The following is an 18,273-nucleotide window of genomic DNA, read 5'->3' as shown; positions in this document are numbered from 1 at the left end:
CTACTCCGTGTCAGGACGGGCGCCGCCCGTGAGCAGCACGGCCGCCGTCTCGGTGTGGAAGCCGGCGGCCGCCCAGTCGAGCGGGGAGCGGCCCGTACCGTGGTCCTCGCGGAGGTCGGGATCGGCGCCGTGGGCGAGGAGTTCGCGCACCGTCTCGGTGTGTCCCCAGCAGGCGGCGCCGCACAGCGGGGTGCCCTCCGCGCCGTGTCCGCTCTCGGTGTCGGGCGCGGCCCCGGCCGCGAGCAGGCGGCGGACCGTGTCGGCGGCACCGTTCACGGCCGCCGCGTACAGCGGCGTCGTCCCCTCGGCGTCCGTCGTCTCGGCGGGGGCTCCGGCGCGCAGCAACGCGTCGACGGCGGCGGTGTCGCCGAACGTCGCGGCCGACACCAGCCGGCTCGACAGTTTCTTCCGCCGCCGTCTGTTCACCGTCGCCCTGTCCCTTCTCGGCGTGTCCGGGGCGTCGGCACGTCGCACGGCATCGGCCCGTCAAGGGGGTCAGCCCATCACACGCCCTCCCGTGTGGCGACCGCTTTTTCGCGCCCGTCGACTGGTCCGTGCACCTCTCCTTGTACCTCTCCACGTACGTCGACGGCCGTGAGCGCCAGCGCCAGCAGTCCCGGTACGAGGAACACGAGCGGCAGCAGCATCCAGGCGCTCGCCACGGCCGTCGCCACGGCGAGGACGACCAGGGCGCTGCCGCCCGGATCGCGCACCGCGTCGCGGGCCGCGCCCCGTACCGCCCCGGGCCAGTCGTCGACCGACTCGGAACGGGCGCAGGCCCGCAGACCGATCACGGCGGCGCCGGTGCCGAGCGCGGCGGCGAGGAGGGCGAAGGTCCGGCCACCGGGGAGCCCGGCACCGGCCAGGGCCAGGTCGACCAGGGCGAGGGCCAGGCCCGCGAGGGCGAGGAACCCGGCGGCCAGGTCGCCCAGCCGCAGCCGCCGGCGCAGCGCCCCGAGGAACCGGGCGGCCGTGACCGGGCGGTCCTCCCGTACGCCCCGCAGGACCGCACAGGCGGTGGAGAGCGCGACCGGCAGGGTCACCAGCGGGAGGCTCACCACCGCCACCACGACGCCCAGGCTCAGTACGTCCGCGAACAGCGTCATCCGGGGGCCGAAGATCTCGCCCGGCTCCCTCTTCGTCCGCACGGGGCGCACCCCCGTCACCCCTTGATCCCGGAGTTGGCCATGCCCTCCACCAGGAACCGCTGGAAGGCGAGGAAGAACAGCACGATCGGGAGGAGGGCGATGACGGACATGGCGAACATCGGGCCGAACGCGGAGGTGCTGGACGCGTCCACGAAGGACCTCAGGGCCAGGGTCAGGGTGAACTTCTCGGGCGAGAAGAGATAGATCAGCTGGGTGAAGAAGTCGTTCCAGGTCCAGATGAAGGTGAAGATCGCGGTGGTGATCAGGGCGGGCCGGGTGAGGGGCAGGATCACCGAGAGGAAACTCCGGAACGGGCCGCATCCGTCGATACGGGCCGCCTCCTCCAGCTCCCTCGGCAGTCCGCGCATGAACTGCACGATGAGGAAGACGAAGAAGGCCTCCGTGGCGAGGAACTTCGGCAGGATCAGCGGCCAGTAGGTGTTCACCATGCCGAGCTGGTTGAAGATGATGTACTGCGGGATCAGCACGGCGTGGTGCGGCAGCATGATCGTCGCGATCATGAAGGCGAAGAGCGGCCCCCGGAGGCGGAAGCGCAGCCGGGCGAAGGCGTACGCGGCCAGGGAGCACGACAGGACGTTCCCGACGACCGCGCCACCGGCGATCAGCAGGGAGTTGCCGAGCAGTCGGCCCACCGACACGTCGTTGACGCCGTCGAGCGCGGTCTCGTAGTTGGACCACTGAAGTCGGCTGGGCAGCAGGTCGAGACTGGCGATGACCTCGTCGGCGGGCTTCACGGAGGTCGCCAGCAGCCAGGCCAGCGGGTAGAGCATGACGAGGAGCGCGGCCAGACAGCCGGCGTGCAGCGCCACCCGCCGCCAGGCAACGGGCTTGCGCAGCAGGGGCGTTGCGGGTGTGGTGCTGGTCATCGGTCCCCCTCGGAGGCGTAGAAGACCCAGGAGCGGGAGGTGCGGAAGAGGATCGCGGTGACCGCGCCGATGGCGAGCAGCAGCACCCAGGCCATGGCGGAGGCGTAGCCCATGTGGGAGGCGACGAAGCCCCGGTCGTAGAGGTAGAGCGTGTAGAAGAGGGTGGAGTCGGCGGGGCCGCCCTTGCCCGCACTGATCGCGAAGGCCGGCGTGAAGACCTGGAAGGCCTGGATGGTCTGGAGGACCAGGTTGAAGAAGATCACGGGCGACAGCATCGGGACCGTGATCGACAGGAAGCGGCGCCAGGCACTCGCGCCGTCCACCTCGGCCGCCTCGTACAACTCCCCCGGGATCTGCTGGAGTCCGGCGAGGAAGATGACCATGGGGGCGCCGAACTGCCACACCGTCAGCAGGGCCACCGCGAACAGCGCCCAGCCCGGCCGGTTGACCCAGCCGCCGGTGCCGAGGAGGTTGTCGACGGTGCCGCCGTCGTTGAAGATCGCCCGCCAGACCAGGGCGATGGACATGGAGGCGCCGAGCAGGGAGGGGGCGTAGAAGGCGGAGCGGTAGAAGCCCCGTCCGCGTTTCATGTTCCTCAGGGCCAGGGCGACCAGGAGGGCGAGGGCCAGTTGGAGCGGGACGGCGATGACGACGTACATCAGGGTCGTCGCCACCGAGCGCCAATATCGCGGGTCCTCGGTGAACATCTGGGTGTAGTTGCGCAGGCCCACCCAGTTCGGGGCGCTGAAGAGGTCGTAGTCGGTGAAGGAGAGGTAGAGCGAGACGGCCATCGGGAGCAGGGTCAGGACACAGGCCCCGAGCACCCAGGGGGACAGGAAGACCCAGGCCGCGCCCTCGCGCCGACGGGGGCGTCCGGGCCGTTCCGGCGGGGGAACTCCCTTCTTCCGTACGGTCGTCGGCAGTTGTGTGGTGGTCATGACCTCAGCTCCGCCTTCGCCTCGATGAGGTAGTTCTCGGCGGCCTCGCGGGGGGACATCCGCTCGTAGGACACCTGGTCGTAGTCGCGCTGGAACGTGGTCTGCAGGGCGCTGTCGCCCGACGGGGGCGCCTGGGGCGGCGGGTCGAGCTTTCCTTCGACCGTGGCCTGGTACTCGTAGATGGTTCTGTCGAAGTCCTTGAGGTCGGTCGCGATGTCCTCGCGGATCGTCTCGTTGACGGGGATGCCCCGGGTGGCGCCGAGGATCCGCGCGGCCTCGTCGTCGTTGAGCAGGAAGTCGACGAGCCGGGCGGACTCCTCCGGGTGGCCGGAGTCGGCGGCGACCCCCATGAACATGGAGGGCTTGAAGTACTGGCCCGCAGTGCCGTCCTCGCCCGCGGGCATGGGGGCGAGGGAGATCCCGGTGGGGACGAGCGCCAGGTAACCGCTGGCCGGGGCGTCCCAGTTGACGTCGGAGGCGGCCTTGCCCCGGCCGAGCGGGGTGTTCTCGACCGAGCCGTCGAGCTGGGTCGTCTGCTCGGCCGGCGAGACGGCGCCCTCTCTGCGCAGTCGGTCGGTGAAGGTCCACCAGCGGGTCAAGTCATCGACGTCGAAACCCAGTCGGCGGTCCTCGGTGTACAGGGCCTTGCCCTGGCCGCGCAGCCAGATCTCGAAGGCGTCCTCGCTCTGGCCAGGGTCGGTGCCGCCCGGCTCCCCCGTCTTCTCGGCCACCGTCCGCATGGCGTCGGCCCATTCGCCCCAGGTCCAGCCGACCCGGGGCGGTGCGAGTCCGGCCGCCCGCCATTTCTCGGTGTCGTAGACCATGGTCTCGGTGCCGCGGCCCTGCGGTACGGCGTACTGCCTGCCGTTCACCCTGCCGGTGGCGAGCAGTCCCGGTTCGAACTCGGCGGTGTCCAGGGCGCGTCGCTGTTCTGCGAGGTCGAGGAGGACGCCACCGGACGCGTACTGGTCGATCATCCGGTAGTCGAGTTGCATCACGTCCGGGGCGTCGCCGCCGGCCGCCTGGGTGGCGAGTTTCTGCTTGTACGCCTCGTAGCCGGCGAAGGAGGTCTGGACGTCGATCCCCGGGTTCTTCTTCTCGAAGAGCTCGACGGCCGCCTGGGTTCTGGCAGCCCGGTCGGGGTTGCCCCACCAGGTGTAGCGCAGGGCGACCTCGCCGCCGACGCCGCCCGACCCGTCCGGTCCGGAGCAGCCGGTGAGCAGCGCGCAGAGCGCCAGCACGGTGGCCGCCGCACGGGGTTTCCAGGACTCCTTCGTCCTGATTCGGGGCATGAGTGGGTCACCTCTTTCACTAGAAAGCGCTTCCACCCCCCGTAGTGACCCTAGGGAAGGTCCGGATGTCACAACAAGACCCCTGCACCACCTCCCTACAACCCCGCCGTGCGGCCGTGGTGGGTCTCGGTGCCCGGGCACGGATGTTCACCGAGGCCCTGACGGGTCGCTTCGCGGAGCGGATCGAACTGGTCGGCCTCTGCGACCCGAACGCGCCTCGGATGGCCGTCCACAACGCCTGGATCGCCGCCGACCACCCGGGCCGCGCGCCCGTACCCGCCTACGCCGCCGGGGAGTTCGAGGAGATGCTGCGGCGCGAGCGGGTCGATCTGGTGGTGGTGTGTGGGGTGGACCGGACCCACGACCACTACATCGTGCGGGCCCTGGAGGCGGGCTGCGACGTCGTCACGGAGAAGCCGATGACGACCGACGCCGAGCGCGCCCGCCGCGTCCTGGACGCGTGTCGCCGGACGGGCCGCGAGGTGCGGGTGGCCTTCAACTACCGTTACAACCCCGTCCACTGCGCCGTGCGGGAGCTGCTCGCGAGCGGGGAGATCGGCGAGGTCGGCTCGGTGCACTTCGAGTGGCTGCTGGACATACGGCACGGCGCGGACTACTTCCGCCGCTGGCACCGCGCCAAGGCCGACTCCGGTGGGCTGCTGGTCCACAAGTCGAGCCACCACTTCGACCTGGTCAACTGGTGGCTCGGCACCCGCCCCGAGAGCGTGTTCGCCCAGGGCGGCCTCTTCTTCTACGGCGACGAGGCGGGCCGGCGCCGGGGCCTCGCCCGCGACTACGCCCGCGCCCACGGCTCCCCCGCCGCCGAGGACGACCCCTTCGCGTTGCGTCTGGCGGACTCCCCCGTCCTCAGCGCGCTCTACCTGGACGCCGAGGGGGCGGACGGCTATCACCGCGACCAGAACGTCTTCGGCCCCGGCGTGACCATCGAGGACGACATGGCGGTCCTGGTGCGCTACGCGTCCGGCGCCACCCTGACCTACCACCTGACGGCCTACTCCCCCTGGGAGGGCTACCGCATCGCCTTCAACGGCAGCGAGGGGCGTGTGGAGCTGCTGGTGGAGGAGTCGACGTGGACCCGGCCGCACGTCCCCGTGACCGGGGCGAGCCCGGTGCTGCACGGCGCCGAGGCGGGCGAGGAGCCGGGCAGGACACAGCTGCTCGTACGCCGGTTCTGGGAGCCGCCTCGTGAAGTGAAGGTCGAGACGGCCGAGGGAGGGCACGGCGGTGGCGATGTCCGCATGCTGGCCGACCTGTTCGGGGATCGTGTGCCGGACGCGCTGGGGCGGGCGGCCGACGCGGTGGACGGGGCACGGTCCCTGGTGACGGGCCTGGCGGCGAACCGGTCGCTGGAGACGGGGGCGCCGGTGATGGCGCGGGATCTGCTGGACGTGTGAGCCCGCGCCGGGCGGTCGGCGCGGGGCGGGGCGGGCGGCACGAGTGTCTCGCCCTCGACCGGCCGGGCGTGGCGAGCCGTTCAGGAGGTGCGGCGGGTCACCAGAGGAGTTCGAGGCGCTCCGGGGAGCGGTGGATCATGGTCGATCGCATGGTGATCCGTTGGTCGCATGGCGATCCGTTGGCCGTCCGCCAGGCGCAGGCCCGGCAGGCGGCCGGTCAACACCGCCAGGGTCAGGCGGAGTTGTTCGCGGGCGAGTGGCGAGTCGGCGCAGGTGTGGGTGCCGAAGCCGAAGGCGCCGGGAGGGCCGGCTGGGCGTCGGGACATCCGGGCGCGACGCGACCCTCCGCGTGCCCCGGCACCCGCCTCCGCCTCGGCTGTTCCCTTACGCTCACCTCGTGGTTCTCTTCCTCCTGGAACGCCTCTCCCCGCTCCCCGTGGACCGCGCCTGGCGGCTCCTGACCGACTGGTCCCGGCACGCGGACGTCGTACCGCTGACCCGCGTCACCGTGCGCACGCCTCCGCCGACCGGAGAGGGCACGGTCTTCGTGGCCCGCAGCGGTGTGGGGCCGCTCGCCTTCGACGACTCGATGGAGGTCACTCTCTGGCAGCCACCGGAGGCCGGGGCTCCCGGGAAGTGCCGCCTCGTCAAGCGTGGTTCGTTCGTCACCGGCTGGGCCGAGATCGAGGTCCATCCGTACGGTGACGGCGCCTCCCGCACGGTCTGGCGCGAGGACCTGCGGGTGCGATGGCTGCCGGGTCCCTTCGACCGCCCGCTGGCGTGGACGGCTAGACGAATGTTCGGCCGCGCCATGGACGGACTGCTCGGGGACGACGGCCGGCGTACGGACTGAGTCGGCCGTCCCGGCAGTCCTGTCGTCGGCCGCGGTGCGGACCTCGCTGTCAGACCCTCCCCCTACTGTCCGAACCATGAGCACAGACCACCACACCACGCGGGAGTCCTCCGACACGGTCGCCACCGACTACGAGATGCTGCTGAGAGACGAGTTGGCGAAGAGCCCGTTCGAGCGGGCCATGCTCGGAGTGTTCGCCGATCGGGTGCTGGATGCCGGGGGCGGACGCGTCGCGGATCTGGGATGCGGGCCGGGGCGGATCACCGGCCATCTGGCCTCGCTGGGGCTCGACATCTGTGGCATCGACCTCTCGCCCCAGATGGTCGCCGTGGCCCGCTGGGCCCACCCGCGCCTCCGGTTCGACGTGGGCACGATGACCGCGCTCGACTTCGCGGACGGCTGCCTGGCGGGAGCCGTCGCCTGGTACTCCACGGTGCACACCCCGCTCGCTGAACTCCCCCAATTGTTCGGGGAGTTCCAGCGGGTGCTCACCCCTGGGGGCCTCCTGGCGCTGGCCTACAAGGTCGGCGACGAGTCCGTCCACCTGACGCACGCCTACGGTCACCCCCTCGACCTCGACGTGTACCGCTTCCCGCCTGATCGGATCGCCGAGCTGCTCGGCGATGCAGGGTTGGTGGAGTCGGCGCGGCTGGTGCGGGAGGCCGACGGGCCCGGCGCACCGGCGAACACCCCACAGGCGTATGTGCTGGCGCGCAAGCCGGAGTGAACTACCGGGTGCCCGGGAGGAGGCCGGGAGACATGAGCCGACCGCCGTCAGGACGGGCCCGGGTCGCCGTTGTGGGACGTGGACAGGCCGTCGCGGCGGTCGCGGTCGCCGTCGCCCGTCGTACTGAGGAGCGTGTCGCAGATCTCGCGGAGCTTGTCGGTGGCCTGCTTGGAGAAGAGTCCGCAGAGCCCGGCGATGCCGGAGAAGCCGTACGGGTTGGTCGCCCCGGCCCCGGAGCTGCCGGCGAACAGGCCACCGCGCAGCAGGAGATAGACCAGGAGCGCGAGGGCCACCCCGATGCCGGCGCGCAGGAGGTACCACCACAGCCAGCTCGCGTAGAGCCGCCGGTTGCCGACGTACGTCGCGAACGACGTGGCCGCGTGGACGAAGCTGCCGAGCGCGCTGCACACGACCACGGCCAGCAGCATCGCGGTGTCGGCGGTCAGCGACCAGTCCCCCAGCCCGAACGGCGACCAGCGCGCGGTGGCCGTGGGCTCCGCCCCGGGCTCCACCGTCGCCAGCACCGCCGGCCAGAGGGTCACCAGGGCTCCGCAGACGAAGACGACATCGGTCAGGAGGAAGAGGCCCAGGATCGCCGTCGAGACGGTCGACAGTCGGCGGCGGTCGTCAGCGGGGCCGTCGCTTCCGGGGGCGGCGGAGTCGGCGTCGCCACCCGAGCCGTCGTCGCCTGAGCCGTCGCCACCCGAGCCGTCGTCACGTGAGCCGCCGCCACCCGAGCCGTCGTCGCCACCCGAGCCGCCGCCGGCCCCGTCGTCATCGCCATCAGCGGTGCGAGCCTCGTCACCGCTGTGGGCGTCACCGTCCGTGCTCGGGGCAGCGCCGCCATCGGCGTCGCCGCTCGAGGCCCTGGCCTCGCCACCGGCGTCACGGTCTGAGGGCGCGTCACCGTCCTCGCCGTCCCCTGCGGTCCTGATGCCGGCGTTCCCAGCCGTGCTGCCGCTCGACCGCGTGCCGTCATCCGCGGCGGCCCCGGTGGCGGCGCCCCGCCCCACTCGTCCGCCTCCACCTCCGCCTCCGCGCCCGTCGCGAGTCCACCGTCCCGCCTCTCGGCCCCGCCCCGTGCGGGCGCCCCACCGGTCATCGTGGTCAACTGTCCGCCCCCGTCGCGCTGTTGTCCTGTCGCAACGGTCGGGCCTGTCCTCCCGGGGGGTCAAGTCGGCGGCGCGGGTCGGAGTCAGGAGACGCGGAGGCTCGGCAGTTCCGTGAGGGCGCGTGGGGCGTCGTGGTGGATCGGGGTGTGCGCGCCGGTCAGGGGGACCCCGCTGCCGCCACGCCGGTCGGCGACGATCTCGGCGGCGATCGACAGGGCCGTCTCCTCCGGCGTGCGGGCGCCGAGGTCGAGCCCGATCGGGGACCTGAGCCGGGCCAACTCCAGCTCGGTGACGCCGACTTCGCGGAGGCGTTGGTTGCGGTCGAGGTGGGTGCGGCGGGAGCCCATGGCGCCGACGTAGGCGACGGGGAGCCGCAGGGCGAGACGCAGGAGCGGGACGTCGAACTTGGCGTCGTGGGTGAGGACGCAGAGGACCGTACGGGCGTCGACGGAGGTGCGCTCCAGGTACCGGTGGGGCCACTCGACGACGATCTCGTCCGCCTCGGGGAAGCGGGCGCGGGTGGCGAACACGGGGCGGGCGTCGCAGACGGTCACGTGGTAGCCGAGGAACTTGCCGATCCGGACGAGCGCCGACGCGAAGTCGATCGCGCCGAAGACGATCATCCGGGGTGGCGGCACCGAGGACTCCACCAGGACCGTGAGCGGCGCTCCGCAGCGTGAGCCCTGCTCTCCGATCTCCAGGGTGCCGGTGCGGCCGGCGTCCAGCAGGGCGCGGGCCTCGGCGGCGACCGTACGGTCCAGTTCGGGGTGAGCCCCGTACCCGCCGTCGTACGAGCCGTCCGGGCGGACCAGCAGGGCCCGGCCCCGCAGTTCCGCCGGGCCGGAGACGATCCGGGCGAGGGCCGCCGCCTCCCCGCCCGCGGCGGAGGCGAGCGCGGCGGCGGCCACCGGGCGGACGGGGTCGCCGGCCCGCACCGGTGTCACCAGGATGTCGATGATCCCGCCACAGGTGAGACCGACGGCGAAGGCATCCTCGTCGCTGTAGCCGAAGCGTTCGAGGACGGGTTCGCCGTCCTCCAGCGCCTGGCGGCACAGGTCGTAGACGGCGCCCTCGACGCAGCCGCCGGAGACCGAGCCGATCGCCGTGCCGTCGGCGTCCACCGCGAGGGCGGCGCCCGGCTGCCGGGGGGCGCTGCCGCCGACGGCCACCACGGTGGCCACGGCGAAGTCACGCCCCTGCCCGACCCACCGGTGCAGCTCTTCGGCGATGTCCAGCATCTCTCGGTCTCCTCACAGGCAACGGTTGCGCGGACGATACCCGGCGGTGGGCCGCGAGGCCCGGTCCGCCTAGTGCACGCCCAGCCAGCTCTCGATCGGGTCGAGGGCGAAGAAGACGACGAACACCGCCGTCAGGCCCCACATGAACGCGCCGATCTCCCTCGCCCGGCCCTGGGCGAGCTTGATGGCGACGTAGGAGACGACACCGGCGGCGACGCCCGCGGTGATGGAGTACGTGAACGGCATGATCACGACGGTCAGGAAGACCGGGATCGCGGTGGCACGGTCGGACCAGTCGACGTGCCGGGCGTTCATCATCATCATGGCGCCGATGACGACGAGCGCGGCCGCGGCGACCTCGCCGGGCACGATCGCCGTGAGCGGGGTGAAGAACAGACAGGCCGCGAAGAACAGGCCGGTGACGACGGAGGAGAGGCCCGTGCGGGCGCCCTCGCCGACCCCGGTCGCCGACTCGACGAACACCGTCTGGCCGGAGCCGCCGGCCACACCGCCGATCGCGCCGCCCGCACCGTCGATGAACAGCGCCTTGGACAGGCCGGGCATCCGGCCCTTGTCGTCGGCGAGCCCCGCCTCCGTGCCGACGCCGATGATGGTGGCCATCGCGTCGAAGAACCCGGCGAGGACGAGCGTGAAGACGATCAGGCCGACCGTCATCGCGCCGACGTCGCCCCAGCCGCCGAACTCGACGTGCCCGAAGAGCGAGAAGTCCGGCATCGAGACCGCGCTGCCGTGCAACTCGGGTGCGCCGCCCGCCCATTGCTTCGGGTCGATGACGTCGAGGGCGTTGAGGAGCACGGCTACGACCGTCCCGCCGACGATCCCGAGCAGGATCGCGCCGGGGACGCCCCGGGCCTGGAGCATGAAGATCGCGAGGAGGGTGACCGCGAAGAGGAGGACGGGCCAGCCGGCGAGTTCGCCGGTGGGGCCGAGGCTGACCGGGGTCGCCTTGCCCTGGTGCACGAATCCGGCCTTGTAGAACCCGATCAGCGCGACGAACAGACCGATCCCCATGGTGATCGCGTGCTTCAGGGCCAGCGGGATGGCGTTCATGATCATCTCGCGGAGGCCGGTGACGACCAGGAGCATGATGATCACGCCGTACATCACGCACATGCCCATCGCCTGCGGCCAGGTCATCTGCGGGACGACCTGCGAGGCGATGACGCCGGAGACGGAGAGGCCGGCGGCGAGCGCGAGCGGGACCCGGCCGACGACGCCCATGAGGAGCGTGCTGACGGCCGCGGCGAGCGCGGTCGCCGTGATCAGGGTCTTCTGGCCGAGGGTGGCGCCGGCCGCGTCCGGGCCGGAGAGGATGAGCGGGTTGAGCAGGAGGATGTACGCCATCGCCATGAAGGTGGTGACGCCGCCGCGGACCTCTCGGGCGAGCGTGGATCCTCGGTGGGTGATGTGGAAGTACCGGTCGAGACGGGACCGGCCGACCTGGTCGGGGGTTCCGTCGGGGGCCGTCCTCGGCTTGAGCGACTGCTGGGTCATGGGGCGTTCTCCCAAGGTTCACAGGGACGCGGCCGTTGCACTGGGCAGTGGCGGGTTCTGGGAAGTTGCCCGACCCGGGGGACGGCCCGAGGCGAACGTGGTGGGTGTGCTTGTGGGGTGCGTTGTCGGGTGCGGGTGGGTGGGGCTTCTCGCGCAGTTCCCCGCGCCCCTAAAGCAACGGCCCTACGGGCCCTGAAAAGCATGGGGCGCAGCCCCTGCTTTTCAGGGGCGCGGGGAACTGCGCGACCAGCCCCCACCGGACCCGCGGTCGCCAAAGATCCCGCACCCCCGAGCTCATAGGCGCCCGGCGAAGACTAGGCCGTACCGGTCAGATGCTCCGGCCGTACCGGCGTCCTGTTCAGCTCCAGCCCCGTCGCGGAGCGAATCGCCGCGAGCACGGCCGGAGTCGACGACAGGGTCGGTGCCTCGCCCACCCCACGCAGCCCGTACGGCGCGTGGTCGTCGGCGAGTTCGAGCACGTCGACGGGGATGGTCGGCGTGTCGAGGATCGTGGGGATGAGGTAGTCCGTGAAGGAGGGGTTGCGCACCTTCGCGGTCTTCGGGTCGACGACGATCTCCTCCATGACCGCGATGCCCAGCCCCTGGGTCGTGCCGCCCTGGATCTGGCCCACCACGGAGAGCGGGTTGAGCGCCTTGCCGACGTCCTGCGCGCAGGCCAGTTCGACGACCTTGACCATGCCCAGCTCGGTGTCGACCTCGACGACGGCGCGGTGTGCGGCGAAGGAGTACTGGACGTGGCCGAAGCCCTGCCCGGTCCGCAGGTCGAACGGCTCGGTCGGCCGGTGCCGCCACTCCGCCTCGACCTCGACGGCCTCGTCCCCGAGGACGTCCACCAGGTCGGCCAGGACCTCGCCGGCGTCGGTGACGACCTTGCCGCCCTCCAGCAGCAACTCGGCCGTGGCCCAGGCGGGGTGGTACGTGCCGAACTTGCGGCGGCCCAGCTCCAGCACCTTCTCGCGGACCAGCTCGCAGCTGTTCCGGACAGCGCCGCCCGTGACGTACGTCTGGCGGGACGCGGAGGTCGATCCGGCCGAACCCACCTGGGTGTCGGCCGGGTTGATGGTCACCTGGCTGACGCCCAGCTCGGTGCGGGCGATCTGCGCGTGGACGGTGATGCCGCCCTGGCCGACCTCCGCCATGGCTGTGTGGACGGTGGCGACGGCTTCACCGCCGACGACCTCCATCCGGACGCGGGCGGTCGAGTAGTCGTCGAAGCCCTCGGAGAAGCCGACGTTCTTGATGCCGACCGCGTAACCGACACCTCGGACGACGCCTTCGCCGTGCGTGGTGTTGGACAGGCCGCCCGGCAGCTGTCGTACGTCCGCCGCCTCGCCCGCCGCGAGCCACTGCTGCTCGGGCGGCAGGGGCATCGCCTTGACGCGGCGCAGGAGTTCGGCGACCGGGGCCGGGGAGTCGACGGCCTGGCCGGTGGGCAGGAGGGTGCCCTGCTCCATGGCGTTGATCCGCCTGAACTCCACCGGGTCCATGCCGAGCTTCGCCGCCAGCTTGTCCATCTGCGCCTCGTAGGCGAAGCACGCCTGGACCGCGCCGAAGCCGCGCATCGCGCCGCAGGGCGGGTTGTTGGTGTAGAGGGCGAGGGCCTCGATGTCGACGTCCTCGATGACGTACGGGCCCGCGCCGAGGGAGGCGGCGTTGCCGACGACGGCCGGGGAGGAGGAGGCGTAGGCGCCGCCGTCCAGGACGATACGGGCCTTGAGGTGGGTGAGCTTGCCGTCCTTCGTCGCGCCGTGCTCGTAGTGGAGCTTCGCGGGGTGACGGTGGACATGGCCGAAGAAGGACTCGAAGCGGTTGAAGACGATCTTGACGGGCTTGCCCGTGCGCAGGGCGAGCAGGCAGGCGTGGATCTGCATCGACAGGTCCTCGCGACCGCCGAAGGCCCCGCCGACGCCGGCCAGGGTCATGCGGACCTTGTCCTCGGGCAGGCCGAGCACGGGGGCGATCTGGCGCAGGTCGGCGTGCAGCCACTGGGTGGCGATGTAGAGGTCGACGCCGCCGTCCTCGGCGGGGACGGCGAGGCCGGACTCGGGGCCGAGGAAGGCCTGGTCCTGCATGCCGAAGACGTACTCGCCCTCGACGATCACGTCGGCGCGCTCGCGTGCCTTCGCCACGTCGCCGCGGATGACGGGCTGGCGGTGGACGATGTTGGGGTGCGGGACGTGTCCGACGTGGTGGTCGGTGCGGTTCTCGTGGAGGAGGATCGCGTCCGGCGCGGTCGCGGAGGCCTCGTCGGAGATGACGGGCAGTTCGCGGTACTCGACCTTGATCTTGGCGGCGGCGCGCCGTGCGGTCTCGGGGTGGTCGGCGGCGACGATGGCGACGGGCTCGCCGTGGTGGCGGACCTTGCCGTGGGCGAGGACGGGGGTGTCCTGGATCTCCAGGCCGTAGTGCTTCACCTCGGTCGGCAGGTCGTCGTACGTCATGACGGCGAACACGCCGGGCGTGGCGAGGGCCTCACCGGTGTCGATGGAGACGATCTCGGCGTGGGCGACCGGGGAGCGCAGGATCTGGCCCCAGAGCATGTCCTCGTGCCACACGTCGGAGGAGTACGCGAACTCGCCGGTGACCTTGAGGGTGCCGTCCGGACGGAGCGTGGACTCGCCGATGCCGCCCTTGGTACGGGAGCCCTGGGTGAGGGTGGTGGGCAGGCCGGTGGTTCCCATGGTTCAGACCCCTTCGGACTGCCGGGCGGCCGCGAGGCGGACCGCGTCCATGATCGTCTCGTAGCCGGTGCAGCGGCACAGGTTGCCCGACAGCGCCTCACGGATGTCCGCGTCGCTCGGGTTCGGGGTGCGTTCCAGCATCTCGTCGGCGGCGACCAGCAGACCCGGGGTGCAGAAGCCGCACTGGACGGCCCCGGCGTCGATGAACGCCTGCTGGATCGGGGAGAGTTCGGTGCCCTCGCCGGTCTGCGAGTCGGTGCCACCGGCCGCCCACCGCCTGGCCTCGTCGAGCGAGGTCCCGCCCGTACCCGCCGTACCGGCCTTGCCCGTCGTACCGGTCGTACCGCACGCCCCGGCCGCGCAACCGCCGTGCTCCGCCCGCTGCTTGGCGAAGTCCGCGAGCCCCTCGACCGTGACGACCTCGCGGCCCTCGACCTGGCCGGCGGCCACCAGGCACGAACACACCGGGACGCCGTCGAGGCGGACCGTGCAGGACCCGCACTCGCCCTGCTCACAGGCGTTCTTGGAGCCCGGCAGGCCCATCCGCTCCCGCAGCACGTACAGCAGGGACTCGCCCTCCCACACGTCGTCGGCTTCCTGCGGACGGCCGTTGACCGTGAAACTGACGCGCATTACGCGACTCCCTCCGTGGCGCGGGCGGTGCCGCGGTACGACTCCCAGGTCCACATGAGCGTGCGGCGGGCCATGACGCCGACCGCGTGGCGGCGGTAGCTCGCGGTGCCGCGTACGTCGTCGATCGGGTTGCAGGCGCCGGCGCACAGGTCCGCGAACTGCTTGGCGACCGACGGGGTGATGATCCGGCCGTTGTCCCAGAAGCCGCCCTCGTCGAGGGCCGCGTTCAGGAACTCCTCGGCGGCCCGGGCCCGGACGGGGGTCGGCGCGGCCGAGCCGATGCCGGTACGGACGGTGCGCGAGGCCGGGTGCAGGGCGAGCCCGAAGGCGCACACGGCGATGACCATGGCGTTGCGGGTGCCGACCTTGGAGTACTGCTGGGGCCCGTCCGCCTTGTCGATGTGCACCGCGCGGATCAGCTCGTCCGGCGCGAGGGCGTTGCGCTTGACGCCGGTGTAGAAGTCGTCGATGGGGATGAGCCGCGAGCCCCGTACGGACTCGGCCTCGACCTGTGCGCCCGCCGCGAGGAGGGCCGGATGGGCGTCGCCGGCCGGGGAGGCGGTGCCGAGGTTGCCGCCGACGCCGCCGCGGTTGCGGATCTGCGGAGAGGCGACCGTGTGCGAGGCCAGGGCCAGGCCGGGCAGCTCGGTACGGAGGTTCTCCATGATCCGGGTGTACGGGACGGAGGCGCCCAGGCGCACCGTCTCCTCGCCGACCTCCCACTCGGAGAGTTCGCCGACGCGGTTCAGGTCGAGCAGGTACTCGGGCCGACGGTGGTCGAAGTTGATCTCGACCATGACGTCGGTGCCGCCGGCGATCGGCACAGCGGTGGGGTGCTCGGCCTTCGCGGCGAGCGCCTCCTCCCAGCTGGCGGGGCGAAGGAAGTCCATCTGACCGGCTCTCTTCTTCGTCTCGAGTCGTTCTGTTTGAGCCAGATCGTGTGCGGCGGGCCCGGCTCGTCCATGCGCTGTTCATGTGTTCTGGGACTCAGTACACAGCGCCCTCCTCCACCCCGGTCAGTCACGGAATCCATGAAGGAGTTGGCTGGCCAGGGCCCGCATCTTGTAGATTCGTATGAACAGAGGCCCTCTGCAACCTCTTGGTATTCCCCCGGAAACATCCTTGTTCCCGACAGGTCTCGACACAGGAACGGCGGCGACGAGAATGCGCCTGCGCGCACTGCTGGACACCGACGCGCTGGGCCTCAGGCTGCTCGGCGGCGAGGACGAGCTGGACCGCGTCGTGCGCGGTGTGATGACCACCGACCTCAGAGATCCCAGCCGCTATCTCTCCGGCGGCGAGCTGGTGCTCACGGGCCTCGCCTGGCGCCGCGACGCCGCCGACTCCGAGCCGTTCGTCCGGATCCTGGTCGGCGCCGGGGTCGCCGCGCTGGCCGCCGGGGAGGCCGAGCTGGGCAACGTCCCCGAGGACCTCGTCGTGGCCTGCGCGCGCCACCGGCTGCCGCTCTTCGCGGTCAACGAGTCGGTCGCCTTCGCGACCATCACCGAACACGTCGTACGGCAGGTCTCCGGCGAGCGCGCCGGGGACCTCGCGGCCGTGGTGGACCGGCACCGCCGGATGATGACCTCGGGCCCGGCGGGCGGCGGGCCGGACGTGGTCCTGGACCTGCTCGGCTCCGACCTCGACCTGCGCGCCTGGGTGCTCTCCCCCGCCGGGCGGCTCGTGGCGGGCCCCGAGGACGCCGGGGGCGCCCTCCCCGCCGAGCTGCGCGCGCGGCTGTCCGCCGAGCATCTGGCGGCGACGCGCTCCGGGCGCCGCGGACCGCACCGCGTGGCCGTCGGCACCAGCACGTACTCGCTCTTCCCGATCAGCGGCACGGGCCGGGGCACGGACTCCGGCGCCCGCGACGTGCGCGAGACCCTGCTGTCGGACTGGCTCCTCGCGGTCGAGGCCGACGCCGGGGACTGGCCCGCCGAACGGCTCGACCTGCTGCACGGCGTCACCCAGCTGATCGCGGTCGAGCGCGACCGCCGCGACGCGGCCCGTACGGTACGGCGCCGGCTCGCCCAGGAGGTCCTGGAGCTGGTGCAGGCGGGGGCGGCCCCGGCCGAGATCGCGGCCCGGCTGCGGGTGGCCGCGCCGGTGCTGCTGCCCGGCCTCGGGGCGGCGCCGCACTGGCAGGTCGTCGTCGCCCGGGTGGAGTGGGAGGGCGGCGAGGTCCACAGCGGCCCGGTCACCCAGGCGCTCCTGGAGGAGATCCTCGTCGACCCGCTGTCCACGGGCCCCGAGCCCTCCGACCGCGTCGCGGTCGCCCATACGGGTGAGGAGGCCATCGCCCTCGTCCCCCTCCCGGCGGTCTCCTCCGAGCATGACGGCTCCGAGGCCGGCATCCACGCCGACGTCCTCCTCGCGGCCGTACGGAACCCGCTGGGCGCCGGCCTCGACGACGACGGCCGGCTCACCCTGGGCGTCAGCGCGGCCGTGCACTCCGCCGAGGGGCTGCGCGGCGCCCTGGAGGAGGCCCGGCACGCCCGCCGGGTGGCGGCGGCCCGCTCCGGCCGGGTGTGCGCGGCCGGCCACCAGGAACTGGCCTCGCACGTGTTGCTGCTCCCCTTCGTCCCCGACGACGTGCGACGCGCCTTCACGGCCCGGCTCCTCGACCCGCTGCGCGACTACGACCGGCGGCACCGCGCCGAGCTGATCCCCACCCTGGAGGCGTTCCTGGAGTGCGACGGCTCCTGGACGCGCTGCGCCGCGCGCCTCCATCTGCACGTCAACACGCTGCGGTACCGGGTGGGCCGCATCGAGCAGTTGACGGGCCGGGACCTCTCCCGCCTGGAGGACAAACTGGACTTCTTCCTGGCCCTGCGCATGAGTTGAGGCCAGGGGGTGGTGGACGAAGATCGAAGTGCGCCGTCCGCACCCCATGACTTTGTGAATTCCTTCACCCACCCCCCTTGGCCGGGCCCCGGGATTCGTGCTGAGATGCCGCCACCACTCAAAGCTCAAGGGCGTGCTCGGGGAGGGCAACGTGGCGCATACCGCCATGTCTGGTGACGGAACGACAGCCGGTGACGATCCACTCCAGACCGCGGTATGGCGGCTGCGCTCACGCGCCTGCTGGGTCGACGCCGCCGCCCTGATCGAACCCGACGGCCCACGGGCGTCCCTGCAGCGGACCGCGCTGCTCGTCGAGCGCTGTCTCTACACCGAGCAGGGCTGGGAGGACGCCGAGGACGCGCTGCGCACGGCGGAGGCGCAGGCCCGCACCGACGACGAGCGCGGCGCGGCGGCCTGCGAACGCGGCCAACTGGCGTACGCGGCCACGCTGCTCGGGATCCGGGACCGCTCCGACGAGGCGCGGGCCGCGCTCGGCCGGGCGGCCGCCCTGATCGCCCCCGGCGCGCCCGGCCGGGCGCTGCTCGACTTCCGGCGGGGTCTCATCGCCGAGAACCTCGCCCGCTCGCCGCAGTCCGCGCGCGCCGCCTACCGCCGGGCCCATGCGGGTGCCACCGCCCATGACGACCTGCTCCTGCTGTCCTTCACCTGGCGGCATCTCGCCGGACTCGCGCTGCGGGAGGGGGAGTTGGCCGAGGCGCGGCACGGCTTCGCCGAATCCCTGCGCATCCGGGAGGAGCTGGGTTACCTCGTGGGCACGGCCCCGGCACTCGTCTCCCTCGCCGAGACCGAGACGGAGCCGGAGGCGTCACGGCTGCGGGAGGAGGCGGGACGGTTGTTCCGGCTGCTGGGGGGTGTACCGACGTGGCTGGCACGGCAGTTGGCCCCACCGCCGGCGGCGACGGCGTGACGGGCCGTGACCGGCATGGGGTGCGTGTGGGTGCGTTGTCGGGT

Annotated in this window: 16 protein-coding genes; 5 read left to right on the top strand and 11 right to left on the bottom strand. The window is 72.2% G+C overall.

Annotated elements, in window-relative coordinates; translation table 11 throughout:
* From E4N62_RS08645 to E4N62_RS08625, 5 genes are all read right to left on the bottom strand, one after another.
* Nucleotides 1–426: an ankyrin repeat domain-containing protein gene (locus tag E4N62_RS08645; RefSeq protein ID WP_230213355.1), complete on the bottom strand. Its 426-nt coding sequence runs from the start codon at nt 424–426 to the stop codon at nt 1–3.
* Between the two features lie 77 nt (nt 427–503).
* Nucleotides 504–1,148: a hypothetical protein gene (locus E4N62_RS08640; RefSeq protein WP_230213354.1), complete on the bottom strand. Its 645-nt coding sequence runs from the start codon at nt 1,146–1,148 to the stop codon at nt 504–506.
* A 14-nt stretch (nt 1,149–1,162) separates the two neighbouring features.
* Nucleotides 1,163–2,035 (bottom strand): carbohydrate ABC transporter permease, encoded by an 873-nt coding sequence (locus E4N62_RS08635; RefSeq protein WP_230213353.1) that lies wholly within the window; start codon nt 2,033–2,035, stop codon nt 1,163–1,165.
* Nucleotides 2,032–2,973, bottom strand: a complete 942-nt coding sequence (locus E4N62_RS08630) for a carbohydrate ABC transporter permease (protein ID WP_230213352.1) — start codon at nt 2,971–2,973, stop codon at nt 2,032–2,034. The genes E4N62_RS08635 and E4N62_RS08630 overlap by 4 nt, the downstream gene beginning before the upstream one ends.
* Complete coding sequence (locus E4N62_RS08625; RefSeq protein ID WP_230213351.1) at nt 2,970–4,265, bottom strand: ABC transporter substrate-binding protein; 1,296 nt, start codon at nt 4,263–4,265, stop codon at nt 2,970–2,972. The genes E4N62_RS08630 and E4N62_RS08625 overlap by 4 nt, the downstream gene beginning before the upstream one ends.
* Before the next feature lie 65 nt (nt 4,266–4,330).
* Here E4N62_RS08625 and E4N62_RS08620 point away from each other — a divergent pair, with 65 nt between their 5' ends.
* The 3 genes from E4N62_RS08620 (at nt 4,331) to E4N62_RS08610 (ending at nt 7,260) form a co-directional block, all read left to right on the top strand.
* Nucleotides 4,331–5,680, top strand: a complete 1,350-nt coding sequence (locus tag E4N62_RS08620; RefSeq protein WP_230213350.1) for a Gfo/Idh/MocA family protein — start codon at nt 4,331–4,333, stop codon at nt 5,678–5,680.
* A gap of 397 nt (nt 5,681–6,077) precedes the next feature.
* Nucleotides 6,078–6,533, top strand: a complete 456-nt coding sequence (locus tag E4N62_RS08615; RefSeq protein WP_230213349.1) for an SRPBCC family protein — start codon at nt 6,078–6,080, stop codon at nt 6,531–6,533.
* Nucleotides 6,534–6,609: 76 nt separating this feature from the next.
* Complete coding sequence (locus tag E4N62_RS08610) at nt 6,610–7,260, top strand: class I SAM-dependent methyltransferase (protein WP_230213348.1); 651 nt, start codon at nt 6,610–6,612, stop codon at nt 7,258–7,260.
* A gap of 47 nt (nt 7,261–7,307) precedes the next feature.
* On the opposite strand, the gene E4N62_RS08605 is transcribed toward E4N62_RS08610, so the two are convergent.
* The 6 genes from E4N62_RS08605 to E4N62_RS08580 form a co-directional block, all read right to left on the bottom strand.
* Nucleotides 7,308–8,273, bottom strand: a complete 966-nt coding sequence (locus E4N62_RS08605; protein WP_230213347.1) for a hypothetical protein — start codon at nt 8,271–8,273, stop codon at nt 7,308–7,310.
* Between the two features lie 182 nt (nt 8,274–8,455).
* Entirely contained in the window at nt 8,456–9,610 is a 1,155-nt protein-coding gene (locus E4N62_RS08600; protein ID WP_230213346.1) for an XdhC/CoxI family protein, read from the bottom strand.
* 69 nt (nt 9,611–9,679) lie between these two features.
* Nucleotides 9,680–11,125 carry an NCS2 family permease gene (locus E4N62_RS08595; protein ID WP_230213345.1) on the bottom strand — a complete coding sequence of 482 codons (1,446 nt, stop codon included), beginning with the start codon at nt 11,123–11,125 and terminating at the stop codon, nt 9,680–9,682.
* A gap of 314 nt (nt 11,126–11,439) precedes the next feature.
* Nucleotides 11,440–13,827 (bottom strand): xanthine dehydrogenase family protein molybdopterin-binding subunit, encoded by a 2,388-nt coding sequence (locus tag E4N62_RS08590; protein WP_230213344.1) that lies wholly within the window; start codon nt 13,825–13,827, stop codon nt 11,440–11,442.
* A 3-nt stretch (nt 13,828–13,830) separates the two neighbouring features.
* Nucleotides 13,831–14,460, bottom strand: a complete 630-nt coding sequence (locus E4N62_RS08585; protein WP_230213343.1) for a (2Fe-2S)-binding protein — start codon at nt 14,458–14,460, stop codon at nt 13,831–13,833.
* Nucleotides 14,460–15,350, bottom strand: a complete 891-nt coding sequence (locus tag E4N62_RS08580; protein ID WP_230213342.1) for a xanthine dehydrogenase family protein subunit M — start codon at nt 15,348–15,350, stop codon at nt 14,460–14,462. Before E4N62_RS08580 ends, E4N62_RS08585 begins: the two co-directional genes overlap by 1 nt.
* A 274-nt stretch (nt 15,351–15,624) precedes the next feature.
* Between E4N62_RS08580 and E4N62_RS08575 the strand changes: the two genes are divergently transcribed.
* Together E4N62_RS08575 and E4N62_RS08570 are read left to right on the top strand one after the other, a co-directional pair.
* Nucleotides 15,625–17,301, top strand: coding sequence for a PucR family transcriptional regulator ligand-binding domain-containing protein (locus tag E4N62_RS08575; protein ID WP_230213341.1), 1,677 nt, complete (start codon nt 15,625–15,627; stop codon nt 17,299–17,301).
* 151 nt (nt 17,302–17,452) lie between these two features.
* A complete protein-coding gene (locus E4N62_RS08570; protein ID WP_230213340.1) occupies nt 17,453–18,229 on the top strand; it encodes a hypothetical protein in 777 nt (258 codons plus the stop codon).
* Nucleotides 18,230–18,273 lie beyond the last annotated feature (44 nt).

This window comes from Streptomyces sp. MNU76 (assembly GCF_020982545.1).
In the GTDB taxonomy this organism is placed as follows: domain Bacteria; phylum Actinomycetota; class Actinomycetes; order Streptomycetales; family Streptomycetaceae; genus Streptomyces.
This window is presented reverse-complemented; position numbering and strand designations above follow the sequence as displayed.